The following is a 14,913-nucleotide window of genomic DNA, read 5'->3' as shown; positions in this document are numbered from 1 at the left end:
GGCGACTCCTCAGGACTGCGTGATCACGCTCCACCCTCCGTCGGCGACGTCGACCTGCAGCTTCGCCGGGATCTGCTCCTTCATGGCCTCGACGTGGCTGATCAGGCCGATGGTGCGGCCGCCGGCCCGCAGCGTGTCGAGGGTGCCCATCGCGATCTCGAGAGTCTCGGAGTCGAGCGAGCCGAAGCCCTCGTCGATGAACAGCGTGTCGAGGGTGATGCCGCCCGCGCGGCCGGTGACCACCTCGGCCAGCCCGAGCGCGAGGGCGAGACTCGCGAGGAAGGTCTCGCCGCCCGACAGCGACGGGGTCGGCCGTGCGACGCCCGTGTGCTGATCGAGGATCGCGAGCCCCAGACCGGACTGCGCCCCGCGCGCCGCCCGCTCGTCGGAGTGCTCGAGCAGATACCGCCCGCCCGACATCTGCGCGAGCCGCGCGTTCGCGGCCTGCACGATCTCCTCCAGCTCGGCCGCGAGCACGAAGCTCTCGAGCCGCATCGCCTTCGTGTTCGGCACGAGCCCGTGCACGGTGTTGGCGAGGCGCTGGACGACGTCGAAGCGCGCCGACAGCTCGACGGAGCGCTCATGCGTCGCGCACGCGCTCGACAGCAGCCCCTCGGCCGTCGCGAGATGGGCGGCGAGCGTCGTGCGCGCCGTGAGCGCGGCATCGCGAGCGGCGGATGCCTCGTCCAGCGCGCGCTTCGCGGGCTCGAGCTCCACGGGCTCGGTGGGCGCGTCGCGCACCGCCTCGTCGGCGAGCGTCGCCTCGACGCCGGCGAGCTCTGTCGCGTGCTGCTGCAGCTGCCGCTCGGCATCGCGCACGGCGCGTGCGCTCGCGCTGACGGACGCGGCGCGCTCGGCGACAGACGCATGCCCCGCGAGGGCGGAATCGACGATCTTCTGAGCCTCGGCGAGGGTCGCACTCGCGGTCGTGCGCTGAGCGTTGGCGGCGTCGCAGGCGGCCCGCAGCTTCTCGAGCTCGGCGTCGTGGTTCTCGAGCTTGGCGGCGATGGAGTCCCGCGTGCGGCGCAGCTCCGTGGCGCGCTTCGCCGCGGCCTTCGCGGTGCTCAGTCGTGCGGCGGCGGCCTGCTTGACCTCTTCGGCGGACTCGAGCGTGTGCCCGGCCGCGGCGCCCTGCAGCTCAGCGAGCTTCGCGCGCGCGTCCGTCGCCTCGCGCGATCGCTTGTTCGCCGCATTCTCGGCGGTCGCGAGCGCTGCTTCGGCCTCGGCGATGTCGGCCTCGGTCACAGGCTCGCTCGTACGGCTCGCCTTCGCGGGGTGGCGCGTCGAGCCGCACACGGGGCACGGCTCGCCCTCTGTCAGCGCTTCGGCGAGCTCGGCCGCGTGACCATCGAGCCTGCGCGCGCGCAGCTCGTCGAGCGCGCCGGATGCCTTGGTGCGCGCCTGCCCCGCCTCCAACTCGCGACGCTGCGCGGTCTCGAGAGCGCTGCGCGCCGCATCCGCGGCGGCGAGGGCCCGCAACACGGGCGCGATGCCTTCGGCGAGCTGCTGCGCGGCGCCCTCGTCGGCTGCGGCGGCGCTCGCCGCGTCGATCTCAGGGCCGAGTTCGTCGAGCGCCGTCTTCCACGCGATGGCGTTCTGCTTCGCCGCCTCCACCGCGGCGTCGGCGGTGGCGCAGCCCGCCTCGGCGGCGGTGACGGCGCGCTCGAGGCCGGGAAGGTTTCGCTCGGCGGTGACCGCCGCCCCGAGCGAACCGCTCAGCTCGGCCAGCGCGGAGCTCGCCGCCTCGAGCGACGGCTGCTCGTCGACATGCCGGCCGGCGTCGGCCAGCGTGCGCGCCGCCTCGGTCTCGAGCTCGACCGCGCTTTCGCGCAGCGCGTCTCGCTGCCGTACGGCGACGGCCCGCCGCTGCTGCAGCTTCTGCACCTCGGTGAGACGGGAGTGTTCCTCTTGTGCGCGCCGCCACGCGGCATCCGTTCGCCCGGTCTCGCTTTCAGCCTCGGCGAGCTGCTCGCGCTGTGCGCCCACGCGGGTGCCCATCCAGTCGACTACCTCGGCCGATTCGGTCGGCACCGCGCTCTCGTCGCCGTCGCTGTCGGACGGCAGCAGCTCGTCGAGCTGTCGCGCGAGGCGCGCGATCTCGTCGCGTGCGCCGCCGACCTCAGCTTCGAGCGCCTTCCGCCGCGCCTGCAGCGCCTCGTCGTAATCGTCGAAGCGCCGCGTTCCGAACAGCGTGCGCAGCAGCGACTGGCGTTCCTCACTCTTGGCGAGCAGGAACTCCTGGAAGCGGTTCTGCGCGAGCAGGATCACCTGCAGGAACTGATCCTGCGTGAGCTGCACGATCTCGGCGACCTTCACGCCGACGGTGCGCAACTGCGCCTCGAGGCCGACCCAGCTGTCGCCGTCGCGCACCGAGAGCTCGGCTTCGGCCTTCTGCGTGGTGAACCCGTCGCCGCGCGACTTCGGCCGCTCGTATTCGGGCGAACGGCGTAGCCGGTAGCGCTCGGAGCCGACGCTGAACTCGAGCTCGACGAAGCTCGGGTCGTCGGGGGCGCAGTGGTCGCTGCGCAGCTTGGTCGCGGCTTGGGTCTGCCCGTCATAGCGCGGAACGGCGCCATACAGCGCGAAGCAGATCGCGTCGAGGATCGTCGACTTCCCTGCACCCGTCTTCCCGCCGATGAGGAAGATGCCGTCGTCGCGGAACGCGTCGAAGTCGACGGTCTGGGCGGACCGGTATGGCCCGAAGCCGGCCATGGTGACCCGGTTGACTCTCATCGGGCGGCCACCGCCCGGGTGTGCTCGTCGACGATCTCGGCGATCAGCGCGGACTCCGCCTCGCTCGGCCCTTCGCCGTTGCGCACGAAGCTCAGGAACGATCCGATCAGCTCGGCGTCGGGAACGCCGCGACCGACTCGCTCGCGGTAGCGGGCGGCACCGTCTTCGGTGACATTCGCAGGCCGGTGCATGAGGTTCGCGCAGTGCGGGAATCGGCGCTGCAGCTTGCGCATCGCATCGATCGGGCGGGTGTCGTCGGTGAGCACGGCGCTCACCCAGTCCTGCGTGTGGGCCTCGAGTGCGGCATCCGTCAACAGCTCGTCGAGCGTGCCGGTCAGCACCGCGAGCGCGCGCGGTACGGGCAGCGCAATCCATTCGACGGATGCCGGCCCCGTTGCCGCGAGCTCGATGAGCCATGCCCCGCGGGGCTTTCCTGTCTCGCTGAACGAGTAGTGCAGTGGGGCGCCCGAGTAGCGCACCGACTCGGCGAGCGTCGCGCGGCCGTGGATGTGCCCGAGTGCCGCATAGTCGACACCCTCGAACGCGCCGAGCGGCACGACGTCGAGGCCGCCGGCGCTGAGGTCGCGCTCGGCGTCGCTCGCCTGGCTCGCACCGCCGGCGACGAAGCAGTGCGCGAGCACGACGGAGCGGTGATCGGATGCCGCGGCGGCGGTCGCCACATTGCGCATGGCGAAGCCCAGCGCGTCGGATTGCGTGCGCAGCGTCTCCTCGGGCCAGAGGTGCCGGATCAGCGCCGGCTCGAGATAGGGCACGCCGTAGAAGTCGGCCGTGACGCCGTCGAGCCCTGTGATCGTCACGGGGCTCGCGTGATCCTCCGGACGGGTCACGATGTGCACGCCGCCGAACGCCGCGAACTCGGATTGGAAGCCGAGCCGCGCGGGCGAGTCGTGGTTCCCGCTCGTGATGACGAGCTCGGCACCGGCCGATCGGATGCCGCGCAGCACGCGCCCGAGCACGGCGAACGCGTCTGCCGAGGGCGTCGCCGAGTCGAACACATCGCCCGCGACCGCGACGACGTCGATCTCACGCTCGCGCACCACATCGATGAGCGCGCTGAGCACGGTCTCGAGCGCATCGAGCGTCGAATGGCCGTGGAAGGTGCGCCCGACATGCCAGTCGGAGGTGTGCAGGATGCGCATGAAGTCACGCTATCCATCGCGTCTGACATGGACGCGCGCCGCTGAGGGGCGGTCGCCCAGTGAGCGACCGTGCGGCGGATGCCGAGCAGGCTATGCCTGCGAGGGCGCGGCCCAGTAGCGGGATGTTCACGAGATCGTTCCTTGTGTGCGGAGTTGGGTGGTGAGGCTGTGTTTGGGCAGGAGTCGGGTGGGTTCGCGGCCGGGCCAGTGGAGCCAGTAGGTGTTTCCGCGTCTCTCGATGTGTCCGCCTTGGTTGTGGAGGTTGAGGTGGTGGAACCGGCAGAGGCAGATGCCGTCTTTCGTCTCGGTTTTCCGGTTCTGCGGTCTTTCGTTCCAGGGGTTGAGGTGGTGTGCTTCGGTGGCGTCGGGGGGCATGGGGCAGCCGGGGATGAGGCAGCCGCCGTCGCGGATGGCCATGGCGCGTCTTTGCCGGGTGGAGAAGGTTCTTTCTGCTTTGGTGGCGTCGAGGGTCTGACCGGTCTCGTCGAGGAGGGCTGCGGCGGCGCTTCCGTCGCAGAGCGAGGTGATGAGTTGCGCCCCGGTGAGGGGGTGGGGTGTGCCGTCGAGCCAGGCGATGCCGTCCTCGGGTGGGGGTGTGGCGGGTGGCCGGTGGGTGCTCGTGCCCGAGGCGGCGCCGGGTGGCTGCCCGGGCGGTCCGTCGTGCGGTGGGCTGTTTCTGCGTGCGGCATCCGCGGTGATCGCTTTCTTCAGCTCACTCGTGGTGACGGCGATGGTGACGGTGGGGGTGTGCTTCCCGAATACCCCGGAGGAGGTGATGCCGGCGGTGAGGAACGCCGTGAAGGTGTCGGCGAGGAGCTGCTCGTTGGTGCGGGCGTCCTGCTGGAGTTCTTCCGCGCGGGCGCGTTCCTCGTCGGTGAGGAATCTCGGCCCGCCGAGGCGGGGTGCGAGGTGGCGGCGGATGGGGGTCCAGATCTGCGCGTCGGTGGCGGGGTCGACGAGGAGGTCGTATTTCACCATCCCGTCGCTGCGGACGGTGCGTTTCAGGGACCGCTGCTCATACAGTCGCTGTGCGTTCTGGGTGGCCCATTCCCGGTCGAGGACCGCCCGGGTGGCTTTCGCGTTGCGTGCGGCGTCTTCGGGGGTGAGCTCCCCGTCCCAGCAGTCGGCGATGAGCCGCAGGACCGCCTGCCGGTAGGCGGGGGTGGAGGCGTCGTCGCGGGGCACGCCGAGTCCGGAGGTGATCCGGTCGGCGTGCTCGGCCGGCAGCCACCCGTTTCTGACCGTGACGGCGATCGGCGCCGACCAGGGGCCGCCGAGCGCCGCGAGGGCCTCGATCGAGCGGGGTTCCGCCGGGGCATCCGTCTCCTCCGCAGGCGAAACGGACGCGGCGGTCTCGAGCAGGCCGCCCACCCGCACGGCCTTCCGCGCATCCGTGAGAGAGGACCCGGTCAGGCGCTGCACCAGCTCGGCTCCCGATCTCACCCCGGCCCGCCGCGCCAGCGACTCGGGGCCCAGCTCGCGTGCGGACTTCCGCTCGATGTCGGAGGCCACGAGTGAGATGGCGGTGTCGACCTCGCGGCGCAGGGCGGACAGCTCGCCGAGAAGGGCGAGCTGCGCGGCATCCGTCAGCGCTGTGATCTCGTCGGCGCACGGCAGCGCCCCGGCCGCGGCGGCGGTCAGGGAATGCACGCGCGAGACGATTTCGGACATGCCCTCAAGCTACAACCCGCAACTGACATTCAAGGCCGAACATTCAAAACTGTGTACAACTCCCCGAAACCACACCTGTGCACGCCAAGACCGTCACAGCCACCCCACACCCAGCCGCCGATAAAGTGAGCAGCAGCATGAACGCGTGGCAAGGGATCGTCTGGGCACTGGCCCCCACAGTGCTGGTCGGGCTCATCTTCTGGTGGGTGATGGCCGCGATCGTGCGCGCCGACCGCACTGAGCGCAAGGTGTACGCCAAGATTGAGGCTGAGGAGCGCGCCAAGAGAGGTCTGCCCTCCAAGAACTAGCGAAGACTGAGCGCTGGAGGCCGGATGAACGCGGGATTCTGGACCTCGGCGATCATCATCTTCGCGCTGGTCGTCGACTTCATCTTCCGCGTCGTCGCGATCATCGTCGTCCCGCGCAACCGGCGCCCCACCAGCGCGACGGCCTGGCTGCTGGCGATCAACTTCATCCCGTACCTCGGCCTGCTGGTCTTCCTGCTGATCGGCTCATACAAGCTGCCGAAGGCCCGCCGCGCGAAGCAGGCGCAGATCAACCAGTTCATCCTCGACCAGACCGAGGGCATGGAGCGCGTCCGCCGCGACCACCCGTGGCCGAACTGGCTCGAGCAGGTCGTCCACCTCAACCGCAGCCTGGGCTCGATGCCCCTCGTCGGCGGCAACTCGGCGACGCTCATCACCGACTACCAGCAGAGCTTCGACGAGATGATCGCCGCGATCGACGCGGCCGAGCGCTACGTGCACGTCGAGTTCTACATCTTCACCCTCGACCCGACGACGGCCCCGTTCTTCGACGCCCTCGAGCGTGCGAAGAATCGCGGCGTCACGGTGCGCGTGCTGCTCGACCATATCGCGAGCCTGCGCACGCGCGGCTACCGCAAGACCATCAAGCGGCTCACCGAGATGGGCGCGGAGTGGCAGCTGATGCTGCCCATCCAGCCCTTCAAGGGCCGCTACCAGCGCCCCGATCTGCGCAATCACCGCAAGCTCGTCGTCATCGACGGCGAGGTCGGCTTCATGGGCTCGCAGAACATCATCGACGCGGGCTACGACAAGGCGAGCAATCACCGCCGCGGCCTGCAGTGGAAAGAGCTCGTCGCGCGCCTCGACGGACCCATCGTCTCGGGCCTCAACGCGATCTTCATCACCGACTGGTACGTCGAGACCGACCAGCTGCTCGCCCGCGAGGCGCGTCTCGTCGAGCCGACCTTCATCGCCCCGCCGCGTGAGCAGATCGACTGCCAGCTCGTGCCGAGCGGCCCGGGATTCCCGCACGAGAACAACCTGCGGCTCTTCCTCGCGCTGCTCTACTACGCGCAGGAGCAGATCATCATCACGAGCCCCTACTTCGTTCCGGACGAGTCGATGCTCAACGCCCTGCTCACGGCCATCCAGCGCGGGGTGCGCGTCGAGCTCTTCGTCTCAGAGGTCGCAGATCAGTGGCTCGTCTACCACGCGCAGCGCTCCTACTACGAGCAGCTGCTCGAGGCCGGCGTCGTGATCTGGATGTACAAGGCGCCCACGATCCTGCACGCCAAGCACTTCACGATCGACGATGAGGTCGCCGTCGTCGGCTCGAGCAACATGGACATCCGCTCGTTCCAGCTCAACAGCGAGATCTCGCTCATGGTGCGCGGCCGCCATTTCGTCGCCGAGCTGCGCGAGGTCGAGCAGAGCTACCGCGACAACAGCCGCCAGCTCACCCGAGAGGAATGGGCGGCACAGACCACCGTGCGGTCGACGATCGCCGACAACCTCGCGCGGCTCACGAGCGCACTGCAATAACCGGGCGAACAACCGGACAGGAGAGAACGGATGCCTGCGGCTACGGCCGCTCGTCCTTGACCCGCACCAGCGCGCCGCCGCTCGGCGACTCCACGCGCTCCACGGTGAACAGCCCGATCGCGGTCACGAGGTCGGCGAGCTTCGTGAAGCCCCAGTTGCGCGAGTCGAAGTCGGGCGCCTGCTGGCGGATGAGCGTGCCCACCTGCCCGAGGTTCGCCCAGCCCTCGTCATCGGATGCATCACGGATGCCTGCGCGCAGCAGCCTCACGAGCCGGGTGTCGCCGCGCAGCGCGTTCTGAGGCGCCGGCTGCAGGGGCCGCGGCTCCGGGGCGGCCTTCGCCCGGGCATCCGTCTCGGGCTCCTGATCGTCCTCGACGGCCGCGGGCTCGAGCACATCGAGGTACGTGAAGCGGTTGCACGCGTTCACGAACGCCTGCGGTGTCTTCCGCTCGCCGAAGCCGTAGACCGTCGCGCCGGACTCCCGCAGCCGCGAGGCGAGCCGGGTGAAGTCGCTGTCGGAGGACACCAGGCAGAAGCCGTCGAACCGCCCGGTGTAGAGCAGGTCCATCGCGTCGATGATGAGCGCGCTGTCGGTCGCGTTCTTGCCCGTCGTGTACGCGAACTGCTGGATCGGCTGGATCGCGTGCTCGTTGACCGCGCTCTTCCAGCTCTTGAGCTGATCGCTGGTCCAGTCGCCGTACATGCGGCGCACCGACGCGTCGCCGTAGCGGCTCACCTCGGCCAGGAGCGCCGCGATGCGCCGAGGCGCCACGTTGTCGGCGTCGATCAGGACGGCGAGGTGCGGCGTCTCAGGCATCCGTCTACCGCTTGTTCGTGTCGACGAGCCGCTGGATGTACTGGCCGTAGCCGCTCTTGCGAAGCGGCTGGGCGAGCGCCTCGAGCTCGTCGAGGCCGATCCAGCCGGCCCGCCAGGCGATCTCCTCGATGCAGCCGACCTTGAAGCCCTGTCGGTCCTCGATGACCTTGACGTATTCGGAGGCCTGCATCATCGACTCGAAGGTGCCGGTGTCGAGCCACGCGGTACCGCGGCGCAGCACCTGCACCTGCAGCTTGCCTGCCTCGAGGTAGCGCTCGTTGACGGTCGAGATCTCGAGCTCGCCGCGCGGGCTGGGCTCGATCGTCTTCGCGATCTCGACGACCGAGTTGTCGTAGAAGTACAGGCCGGGAACGACATAGTTCGACTTCGGCTGCGCCGGCTTCTCTTCGATCGAGATCGCCTTGAAGCTCTCGTCGAACTCGACCACGCCGTAGCGCCGCGGGTCGCTGACCTCGTAGGCGAAGATCAGCCCGCCGTCGATGTGCGTGTGCTGGCGCAGCGACGAGCCGAGGCCCGCGCCGTGGAAGATGTTGTCGCCGAGCACGAGCGCGACCGAGTCGTCGCCGATGAACTCCTCGCCGATGATGAACGCCTGCGCGAGGCCGTCGGGCGACGGCTGCACGGCGTATTCGAGACGGATGCCGAGCTGCGAGCCGTCGCCGAGCAGGGCGCGGAACTGCTCGTTGTACTCAGGGGTCGTGATGATCAGGATCTCGTTGATGCCCGCCATCATCAGTGTCGACAGGGGGTAGTAGATCATCGGCTTGTCGTAGATGGGCATCAGCTGTTTCGAGATGCCCTTGGTGATCGGCCACAGGCGCGAGCCCGAGCCGCCGGCGAGGATGATTCCGCGCATTGTGTTGCTCCTTGCTTACGGGCGGCCGAGCGCTCGGTAGCGCCAGCCGGCGGCGCGCCACTGCTCTGGGTCGAGGCAGTTGCGGCCGTCGAGGATGTTCTTGGTGCCGACGACGGCGCCGAAGGCGGCGGGGTCGAGCTCGCGGAACTGCTTCCACTCGGTCAGCAGCACCACCGCGTCGGCATCCGTCGCCGCCTGCTCAGCCGATGCGGCGAAGTCGAGCTCGGGGTGCAGACGTGTCGCGTTCGGCACGGCCTCGGGGTCGTAGGCGATGACGCGGGCGCCCTGTGCGCGCAGCTGGGAGGCGACATCGAGGGCGGGGGAGTCGCGCACGTCGTCGGAGTCCGGTTTGAAGGCGAGTCCGAGGACGGCGACCTTCTTGCCGAGCAGCGAGCCGTCGAGCAGCTCGCGGGTGAGGTCGACGGCGCGCGAGCGGCGGCGGATGTTGATCGCGTCGACCTCGCGCAGGAAGGTGAGCGCCTGGTCGGCGCCGAGCTCGCCGGCGCGGGCCTGGAACGCGCGGATGTCCTTCGGCAGGCAGCCGCCGCCGAAGCCGAGGCCCGCATTGAGGAAGCGGCGGCCGATGCGCGCGTCGTAGCCGATCGCGTCCGCGATCTTGGTGACGTCCGCGCCGGTGACGTCGGCGACCTCCGCGATCGCGTTGATGAAGGAGATCTTGGTCGCGAGGAACGCGTTCGCCGAGACCTTCACGAGCTCGGCCGTCTCATAGCCGGTGACGACGAGGGGCGTCTCGTTGCCGAGCGCGACGGCGTAGATCTCGTCGAGCACGGCCTTCGCCCTCTCGCCCGCCGCGCCCTCTGGCACGCCGTAGACGAGCCGGTCGGGGCGCAGGGTGTCCTCGACGGCGAAGCCCTCGCGCAGGAACTCGGGGTTCCACGCCAGCTCGGCCTCGGGCTGCGCGGCTTTGACGATGCCGGCCAGGCGGCGGGCGGTGCCGACGGGAACGGTCGACTTCCCGATCACGAGCGCGCCGGGCTTGAGGTGCGCGGCCAGGGCGTGGGTCGCCGCGTCGACGTACGTCAGGTCTGCGGCGTTCTCGCCCTTCTTCTGCGGCGTGCCGACGGCGATGAAGTGCGCGTCGTAGTCCGCCACCTGGGAGAAGTCGGTCGTGAACTTCAGCCGCCCGGTCGCGCCGGCCGAGGCGAGCAGCTCGGGCAGGCCCGGCTCGAAGAACGGGGCGCGGCCCGCAGCGAGCAGCTCGATCTTCGCCGGGTCGACATCGATGCCGAGAACCTCGTGACCGAGCTCGGCCATGCAGGCGGCGTGCACGGCGCCGAGATAGCCGCAGCCGATGACGGTGATTCGCACGGAAGGTCTCCTACTCGTTCGCGAGGTACTCGTCGAGCGCGGCGAGGTGGTCGCGCGTGGTGAAGCCCGTCGCCTCGATCTTGTCGAGCGGCAGGACGCTGTTCAGCGGGCGGGGCGAGACCTGCTTGCCCGCGAAGTAATCGGCGGTGCTCACGCCCGTCACGGCCGCGGGGTCGTGCCCCGTCGCGGCGAAGACGCGCCGGGCGATCTCAGCCCAGCTCACGGGCGTGCCCGCGCCCGTCAGGTTGTAGGTGCCGAAGGGCGCATCGGACGCGATGAGATGACGGATGCCTGCCGCGATGTCGCTCGTGAAGCTGAGACGCCCGATCTGGTCGTCGACGACGCTCGGGGCGATGCCGCGTTCGGCGAGCGAGGCCATGGTGCGCACGAAGTTGCCGCCGTCGCCGATCACCCAGCTCGTGCGCACGATGTAGTGCCGCGGCACGGTCGCCACGATCGCGTCGCCCGCGGCCTTGGTCTGGCCGTAGACGCCCAGGGGGCTGAACGGCTCGTCCTCGGGGTGAGCAGAGGCGGCGCCGTCGAAGACGTAGTCGCTCGAGACGTGCACGAGCGTGATGCCGTTCGCCGCGGCGACGCGGGCGAGCGCGCCGACCCCGGCGACGTTGGCGGACCAGGCCGCCCGGCGCCCGGCATCCGTCTCTGCCTCGTCCACCTTCGTGTAGGCAGCGGCGTTGATGATCACGCCGTAGTCGCGCCACGCGCGCGCCGTCTCGAAGGCGGGGTCCGCGATGTCGAGCGTCGCGCGGTCGGCGAACTCGGCGTCAGGGAAGACGGCCCGCAGCGCACGGCCGAGCTGCCCGTTCGCGCCGAGTACCAGCGTCGTGCGCCCGGGCATCGGCGCCACCTCGGCGAGCCGCGGGTGCGCCCTGTCCTTGTCGCTCAGCACCGCCTGCGCGAGCGGGATGGGCCAGTCGATCGCCGCGGTCTCGTCGGCGAGGTTCAGGAACGTGTACTTCGCGCCGGCGTCGGGCGACCAGTGGTCGTTGACGAGGTAGGAGTAGACGGTGTTCGGCTCGAGGGTCTGGTACGAGTTGCCGACGCCGCGCGGCACGAAGACCGCCGTCTCGGGGCCGATCTCGACGGTGAACACCGTGCCGAAGCTCGGCCCCTCGCGCAGGTCGACCCACGCGCCGAACACGCGGCCGTTCACGACCGACACGAACTTGTCCCACGGCTCGGCGTGGATGCCGCGCGTCGTGCCGACCTCGTCGTTGAACGAGACGTTGTTCTGCACTGGGCCGAAGTCGGGCAGGCCGAGCGGCAGCATCTTCTCGCGCTGCCAGTTCTCCTTGAACCACCCGCGGTTGTCACCGCGCAGGTCGAGATCGACGACGAAGAGCCCGGGGATCGGGCTCTCGTGCAGGGCCGGGCGCTGGGAGTCGCTCATCGCACAAGGAGCCTACTGGCCCTGGGCGACGTACTTCGCCTCGGTCGCCGCCTTCTGCGGCAGCCACCAGGACTGGTTGTTCTTGTACCACTCGATCGTCGCGGCGAGGCCCGCCTCGAAGTCCTGGTACTGCGGCTGCCAGCCGAGCTCGGTGCGCAGCTTGGTCGAGTCGATGGCGTAGCGCAGGTCGTGGCCCGCGCGGTCGACCACGTGCTCGTAGGCATCCGTCGGCTGCCCCGTCAGCTTCAGGATCAGCTCGACCACGGTCTTGTTGTCCTTCTCGCCGTCGGCGCCGATGAGATAGGTCTCACCGATCACGCCCTTCTCGACGATCGTGAGCACCGCGCTGGAGTGGTCGTTCGCGTGGATCCAGTCGCGCACGTTGAGGCCCGCGCCGTAGAGCTTGGGGCGCTCGCCCGTGAGCACGTTCGTGATCTGGCGGGGGATGAACTTCTCGACGTGCTGGTACGGCCCGTAGTTGTTCGAGCAGTTCGAGATGGTCGCCTGCACGCCGAAGCTGCGCACCCAGGCGCGCACGAGCAGGTCGCTGCCGGCCTTGGTGCTCGAGTAGGGGCTCGACGGGTTGTAGGGAGTCTGCTCGGTGAAGCGCTGCGGGTCGTCGAGCTCGAGGTCGCCGTAGACCTCGTCGGTCGAGATGTGGTGGTAGCGCACCCCGTGCTTGCGCACCGCCTCGAGCAGCGTGAACGTGCCGATGAGGTTCGTGTCGACGAACGGGCGCGGGTCGTGCAGCGAGTTGTCGTTGTGGCTCTCGGCCGCATAGTGGACGACGACATCGGATGCCGCGACCAGCGGGTCGACGACGGAGGCGTCCGCGATGTCGCCCTTGACGAAGGCGAAGCGGTCTTCGGGCAGGCCGTCGAGGCTCGCCAGGTTGCCCGCGTAGGTCAGCTTGTCCAGCACGGTCACGTGGTCGTCGGTGTTCTCGAGCAGGTAGTGGACGAAGTTCGAGCCGATGAAGCCGGCGCCACCGGTGACAAGGACTTTGCGCATGCGCACCAGGCTACCGGGCGCTCTCTGAGCGAACGGATGCCTGCGCTTGCGCGCTCGCCCTCGCCCGGCGACGCCGGTTGAGCTACTACGATCCGCGGTGCGCTACTCGGACCCGAGGCGCGCACAGCGGATTCTGATAGCGCACGCTGGACTTCGCGCCGCCCGGCACGCTGAAATGGGCCAAGGAGGACTCATTGGACTATCGATGGGCGAGCGCAGTCGTCGGATTGTTCATCATCGCGATCGGGTTGCTCGTTCTCTTCAAGGGCCAGGAGCTATCGAAGTTCCTCTACGCCGGCCGTCTGATGATCTTCGGCCAGAGGGCGGCGGGGAAAGGGCAACCGGTGCTCGCCCGCTGGTGGCAGATCACCTTTTCTTGCATGATCCTCGCCTTTGGCGCCTGGGCGATTGTCTCGGGATTCTTCCCGGCGCGCTGACGTTGGAGCTCATCCATGGGTGCGAAATGCATGTCGACGCGCCGGGGAGCGTACTTTTCGCACCGCTCGATGTGCGGCAGAGAACTACTGCTCGCGGGGTTTCAGGCGCACCGTGGGAAGAACAGGTGCGGGCAAGGCGGCCTCGCCCTGCGAGACCGGGACGTAGCCGAAACGGCCATCGGGTGAGCGCGGGCCCTCGATCGCCTGCTCCTGCCAATCGGCACGGGCGCGCACGATGTCGTCGTGGGTGCGGCCGACGAAGTTCCACCACATGACGATCGGCTCGTTCAGCGGAGCGCCGCCGAGCAGCAGGATGCGCGTGGCATCCGTCGCCTGCAGGCGAACGTGCGAGCGCCCGGGTTCGAGGTAGCCCAGCTCGCGCTCGCGCAGCGGTGCGCCGTCGACGTCGACCCCTCCCTGGTCGACCAGGATGCCGTGCTCGAAGCCGGCGTCGAGCGCCAGCTCGAGCGAGGCCCCGGCCGGCAGCTCGAGCTGCGCGCCGACGAGCGGCGAGTGCACGTCGGTCACGGCGGCGTGCCCCGGGAAGCCCGGAAGCGCGCCGACGAAGACGTGCGCGCGCACCACCGCCCCGGCATCCGCCGGCAAGCTGAAGGGAACGGGCTCGGTGTGCTCGAACGACGGAGCGCGGTCCCGGGTGGCATCCGGCAGCATCAGCCAGAGCTGCACGCCGTGCAGCACCGTGGTCTCGGGCGTCGAGTACTCGGTGTGCGAGATGCCATGCCCTGCGGTCATGAGATTGAGCTCGCCGGGACGCACCAGCGCATCGGACCCGACGGAGTCGCGATGCCGGATCTCGCCGCGGAACAGCCACGACACCGTCTGCAGGCCGATGTGCGGGTGCGGGGGAACGCTCATGCCGCCGGTCGCGGAGACGTCGTCGGGGCCGTAGTGGTCGAGGAAGCACCAGGCCCCGATCGTCGAGCGGCGGCGCTGCGGCAGCGTGCGGTGCACGGTCATCGCACGCGGGCCGCCGAGGGGCACCTCGCGGGGCTCGAGCACGACCATGGGCGCCGCGGATTCGCCCGCAGCGCGGCACTCGTCGACGGTCTCCGCCGGGTCGAGCTCGAGGTTGCTCACGCGGGCGAGCCTACGGGTTTCGGACAGGTGTGGCGCTTTAAGATGCTTCGCATGTCCGCCCCACGCACTCGTCTCGTCGCGAGTCTCGTTGCGCTCGCCGCGGCGGCGCTCGTGCTCGCAGGGTGCGCGAGTCAGGCATCCGTCTCGCCCGATCCTGTCGCCAGCTACAAGGGCGAGCCGAAGGGCGTGACCGCACCCGCGTCGAGCGCCGGCGGCGCTCCGTGGGCCGTGTGGATGAAGAAGGACGGCAGCGAGTTCGCCGTCACCCTCTATGGCTCGGCGGACTGCCCGCCGTACGCCACGGGGTACAAGGTCACGGCGCCCGACGAGATCACGATGAAGGTGAAGAAGGCGACGGATTCCTGCCCTGACGGCTACACGCCGTTCACAACCGTCTTCCAGACGCCTCCGAGCCTCGACCGCGAGGTGCACATCCAGTTCACCGCGCAGAACACGCACTTCTACCTGGCTCCCGTCAAGAAAAAGTAGGCCGCGCGCCGCAGGGGCGGCGGCGCGCGAACAAACACATCCGCCTGGGGCGAACAGGGGCATTCAGGTGCCCAC

The 14,913-nt window shown here is 69.6% G+C and carries 13 protein-coding genes; 4 read left to right on the top strand and 9 right to left on the bottom strand.

Annotated features, from left to right (window positions below; all coding sequences use genetic code 11):
• Positions 1 to 9: 9 nt before the first annotated feature.
• The 3 genes from ABD708_RS14210 to ABD708_RS14200 form a co-directional block, all read right to left on the bottom strand.
• Positions 10 to 2,733 (bottom strand): AAA family ATPase, encoded by a 2,724-nt coding sequence (locus ABD708_RS14210; protein ID WP_344755554.1) that lies wholly within the window; start codon positions 2,731 to 2,733, stop codon positions 10 to 12.
• Positions 2,730 to 3,893 (bottom strand): exonuclease SbcCD subunit D, encoded by a 1,164-nt coding sequence (locus tag ABD708_RS14205; RefSeq protein ID WP_344755552.1) that lies wholly within the window; start codon positions 3,891 to 3,893, stop codon positions 2,730 to 2,732. The genes ABD708_RS14210 and ABD708_RS14205 overlap by 4 nt, the downstream gene beginning before the upstream one ends.
• Before the next feature lie 126 nt (positions 3,894 to 4,019).
• The gene (locus ABD708_RS14200) at positions 4,020 to 5,564 is read right to left on the bottom strand and encodes an HNH endonuclease signature motif containing protein (RefSeq protein WP_344755550.1); all 1,545 of its coding nucleotides are present in this window, start codon (positions 5,562 to 5,564) and stop codon (positions 4,020 to 4,022) included.
• A gap of 137 nt (positions 5,565 to 5,701) precedes the next feature.
• Here ABD708_RS14200 and ABD708_RS14195 point away from each other — a divergent pair, with 137 nt between their 5' ends.
• Positions 5,702 to 5,872 carry a hypothetical protein gene (locus ABD708_RS14195; RefSeq protein ID WP_162940079.1) on the top strand — a complete coding sequence of 57 codons (171 nt, stop codon included), beginning with the start codon at positions 5,702 to 5,704 and terminating at the stop codon, positions 5,870 to 5,872.
• Between the two features lie 24 nt (positions 5,873 to 5,896).
• A complete protein-coding gene (cls, locus tag ABD708_RS14190; RefSeq protein ID WP_344755546.1) occupies positions 5,897 to 7,372 on the top strand; it encodes a cardiolipin synthase in 1,476 nt (491 codons plus the stop codon).
• 40 nt (positions 7,373 to 7,412) lie between these two features.
• Here cls and ABD708_RS14185 read toward each other — a convergent pair whose 3' ends face one another.
• From ABD708_RS14185 to rfbB, 5 genes are read right to left on the bottom strand one after another with little or no spacing between them, the layout of a single operon-like run.
• The gene (locus ABD708_RS14185; protein ID WP_344755544.1) at positions 7,413 to 8,189 is read right to left on the bottom strand and encodes an NYN domain-containing protein; all 777 of its coding nucleotides are present in this window, start codon (positions 8,187 to 8,189) and stop codon (positions 7,413 to 7,415) included.
• Between the two features lie 4 nt (positions 8,190 to 8,193).
• Complete coding sequence (gene rfbA, locus ABD708_RS14180) at positions 8,194 to 9,066, bottom strand: glucose-1-phosphate thymidylyltransferase RfbA (protein WP_344755542.1); 873 nt, start codon at positions 9,064 to 9,066, stop codon at positions 8,194 to 8,196.
• A 15-nt stretch (positions 9,067 to 9,081) separates the two neighbouring features.
• On the bottom strand, positions 9,082 to 10,395 hold the full coding sequence (locus ABD708_RS14175; RefSeq protein WP_344755540.1) for a UDP-glucose dehydrogenase family protein: 1,314 nt from the start codon (positions 10,393 to 10,395) through the stop codon (positions 9,082 to 9,084).
• 10 nt (positions 10,396 to 10,405) lie between these two features.
• Positions 10,406 to 11,803: a sugar nucleotide-binding protein gene (locus ABD708_RS14170; RefSeq protein ID WP_344755538.1), complete on the bottom strand. Its 1,398-nt coding sequence runs from the start codon at positions 11,801 to 11,803 to the stop codon at positions 10,406 to 10,408.
• A 12-nt stretch (positions 11,804 to 11,815) separates the two neighbouring features.
• Positions 11,816 to 12,814 (bottom strand): dTDP-glucose 4,6-dehydratase, encoded by a 999-nt coding sequence (gene rfbB / locus ABD708_RS14165; RefSeq protein WP_344755536.1) that lies wholly within the window; start codon positions 12,812 to 12,814, stop codon positions 11,816 to 11,818.
• A 194-nt stretch (positions 12,815 to 13,008) separates the two neighbouring features.
• Here rfbB and ABD708_RS14160 point away from each other — a divergent pair, with 194 nt between their 5' ends.
• The gene (locus ABD708_RS14160; RefSeq protein ID WP_344755534.1) at positions 13,009 to 13,251 is read left to right on the top strand and encodes a hypothetical protein; all 243 of its coding nucleotides are present in this window, start codon (positions 13,009 to 13,011) and stop codon (positions 13,249 to 13,251) included.
• An 84-nt stretch (positions 13,252 to 13,335) separates the two neighbouring features.
• On the opposite strand, the gene ABD708_RS14155 is transcribed toward ABD708_RS14160, so the two are convergent.
• Positions 13,336 to 14,349: a pirin family protein gene (locus tag ABD708_RS14155; RefSeq protein WP_344755532.1), complete on the bottom strand. Its 1,014-nt coding sequence runs from the start codon at positions 14,347 to 14,349 to the stop codon at positions 13,336 to 13,338.
• A 51-nt stretch (positions 14,350 to 14,400) separates the two neighbouring features.
• Between ABD708_RS14155 and ABD708_RS14150 the strand changes: the two genes are divergently transcribed.
• Positions 14,401 to 14,838 carry a hypothetical protein gene (locus ABD708_RS14150; RefSeq protein WP_344755530.1) on the top strand — a complete coding sequence of 146 codons (438 nt, stop codon included), beginning with the start codon at positions 14,401 to 14,403 and terminating at the stop codon, positions 14,836 to 14,838.
• Positions 14,839 to 14,913: the final 75 nt, after the last annotated feature.

The sequence above is a fragment of the Gryllotalpicola koreensis genome, from assembly GCF_039538185.1.
Taxonomy (GTDB): domain Bacteria; phylum Actinomycetota; class Actinomycetes; order Actinomycetales; family Microbacteriaceae; genus Gryllotalpicola; species Gryllotalpicola koreensis.
The sequence above is the reverse complement of the archived record's forward strand: the minus strand, read 5'-3'. Positions and strand labels throughout refer to the sequence as shown.

Bases quoted from the DNA above. Each gene is read 5' to 3' on its own strand.
- ABD708_RS14210 (WP_344755554.1), bottom strand. From the start codon at position 2,733: ATGAGAGTCAACCGGGTCACCATGGCCGGCTTCGGGCCATACCGGTCC.
- ABD708_RS14205 (WP_344755552.1), bottom strand. From the start codon at position 3,893: ATGCGCATCCTGCACACCTCCGACTGGCATGTCGGGCGCACCTTCCAC.
- ABD708_RS14200 (WP_344755550.1), bottom strand. From the start codon at position 5,564: ATGTCCGAAATCGTCTCGCGCGTGCATTCCCTGACCGCCGCCGCGGCC.
- ABD708_RS14195 (WP_162940079.1), top strand. From the start codon at position 5,702: ATGAACGCGTGGCAAGGGATCGTCTGGGCACTGGCCCCCACAGTGCTG.
- cls (WP_344755546.1), top strand. From the start codon at position 5,897: ATGAACGCGGGATTCTGGACCTCGGCGATCATCATCTTCGCGCTGGTC.
- ABD708_RS14185 (WP_344755544.1), bottom strand. From the start codon at position 8,189: ATGCCTGAGACGCCGCACCTCGCCGTCCTGATCGACGCCGACAACGTG.
- rfbA (WP_344755542.1), bottom strand. From the start codon at position 9,066: ATGCGCGGAATCATCCTCGCCGGCGGCTCGGGCTCGCGCCTGTGGCCG.
- ABD708_RS14170 (WP_344755538.1), bottom strand. From the start codon at position 11,803: ATGAGCGACTCCCAGCGCCCGGCCCTGCACGAGAGCCCGATCCCCGGG.
- rfbB (WP_344755536.1), bottom strand. From the start codon at position 12,814: ATGCGCAAAGTCCTTGTCACCGGTGGCGCCGGCTTCATCGGCTCGAAC.
- ABD708_RS14150 (WP_344755530.1), top strand. From the start codon at position 14,401: ATGTCCGCCCCACGCACTCGTCTCGTCGCGAGTCTCGTTGCGCTCGCC.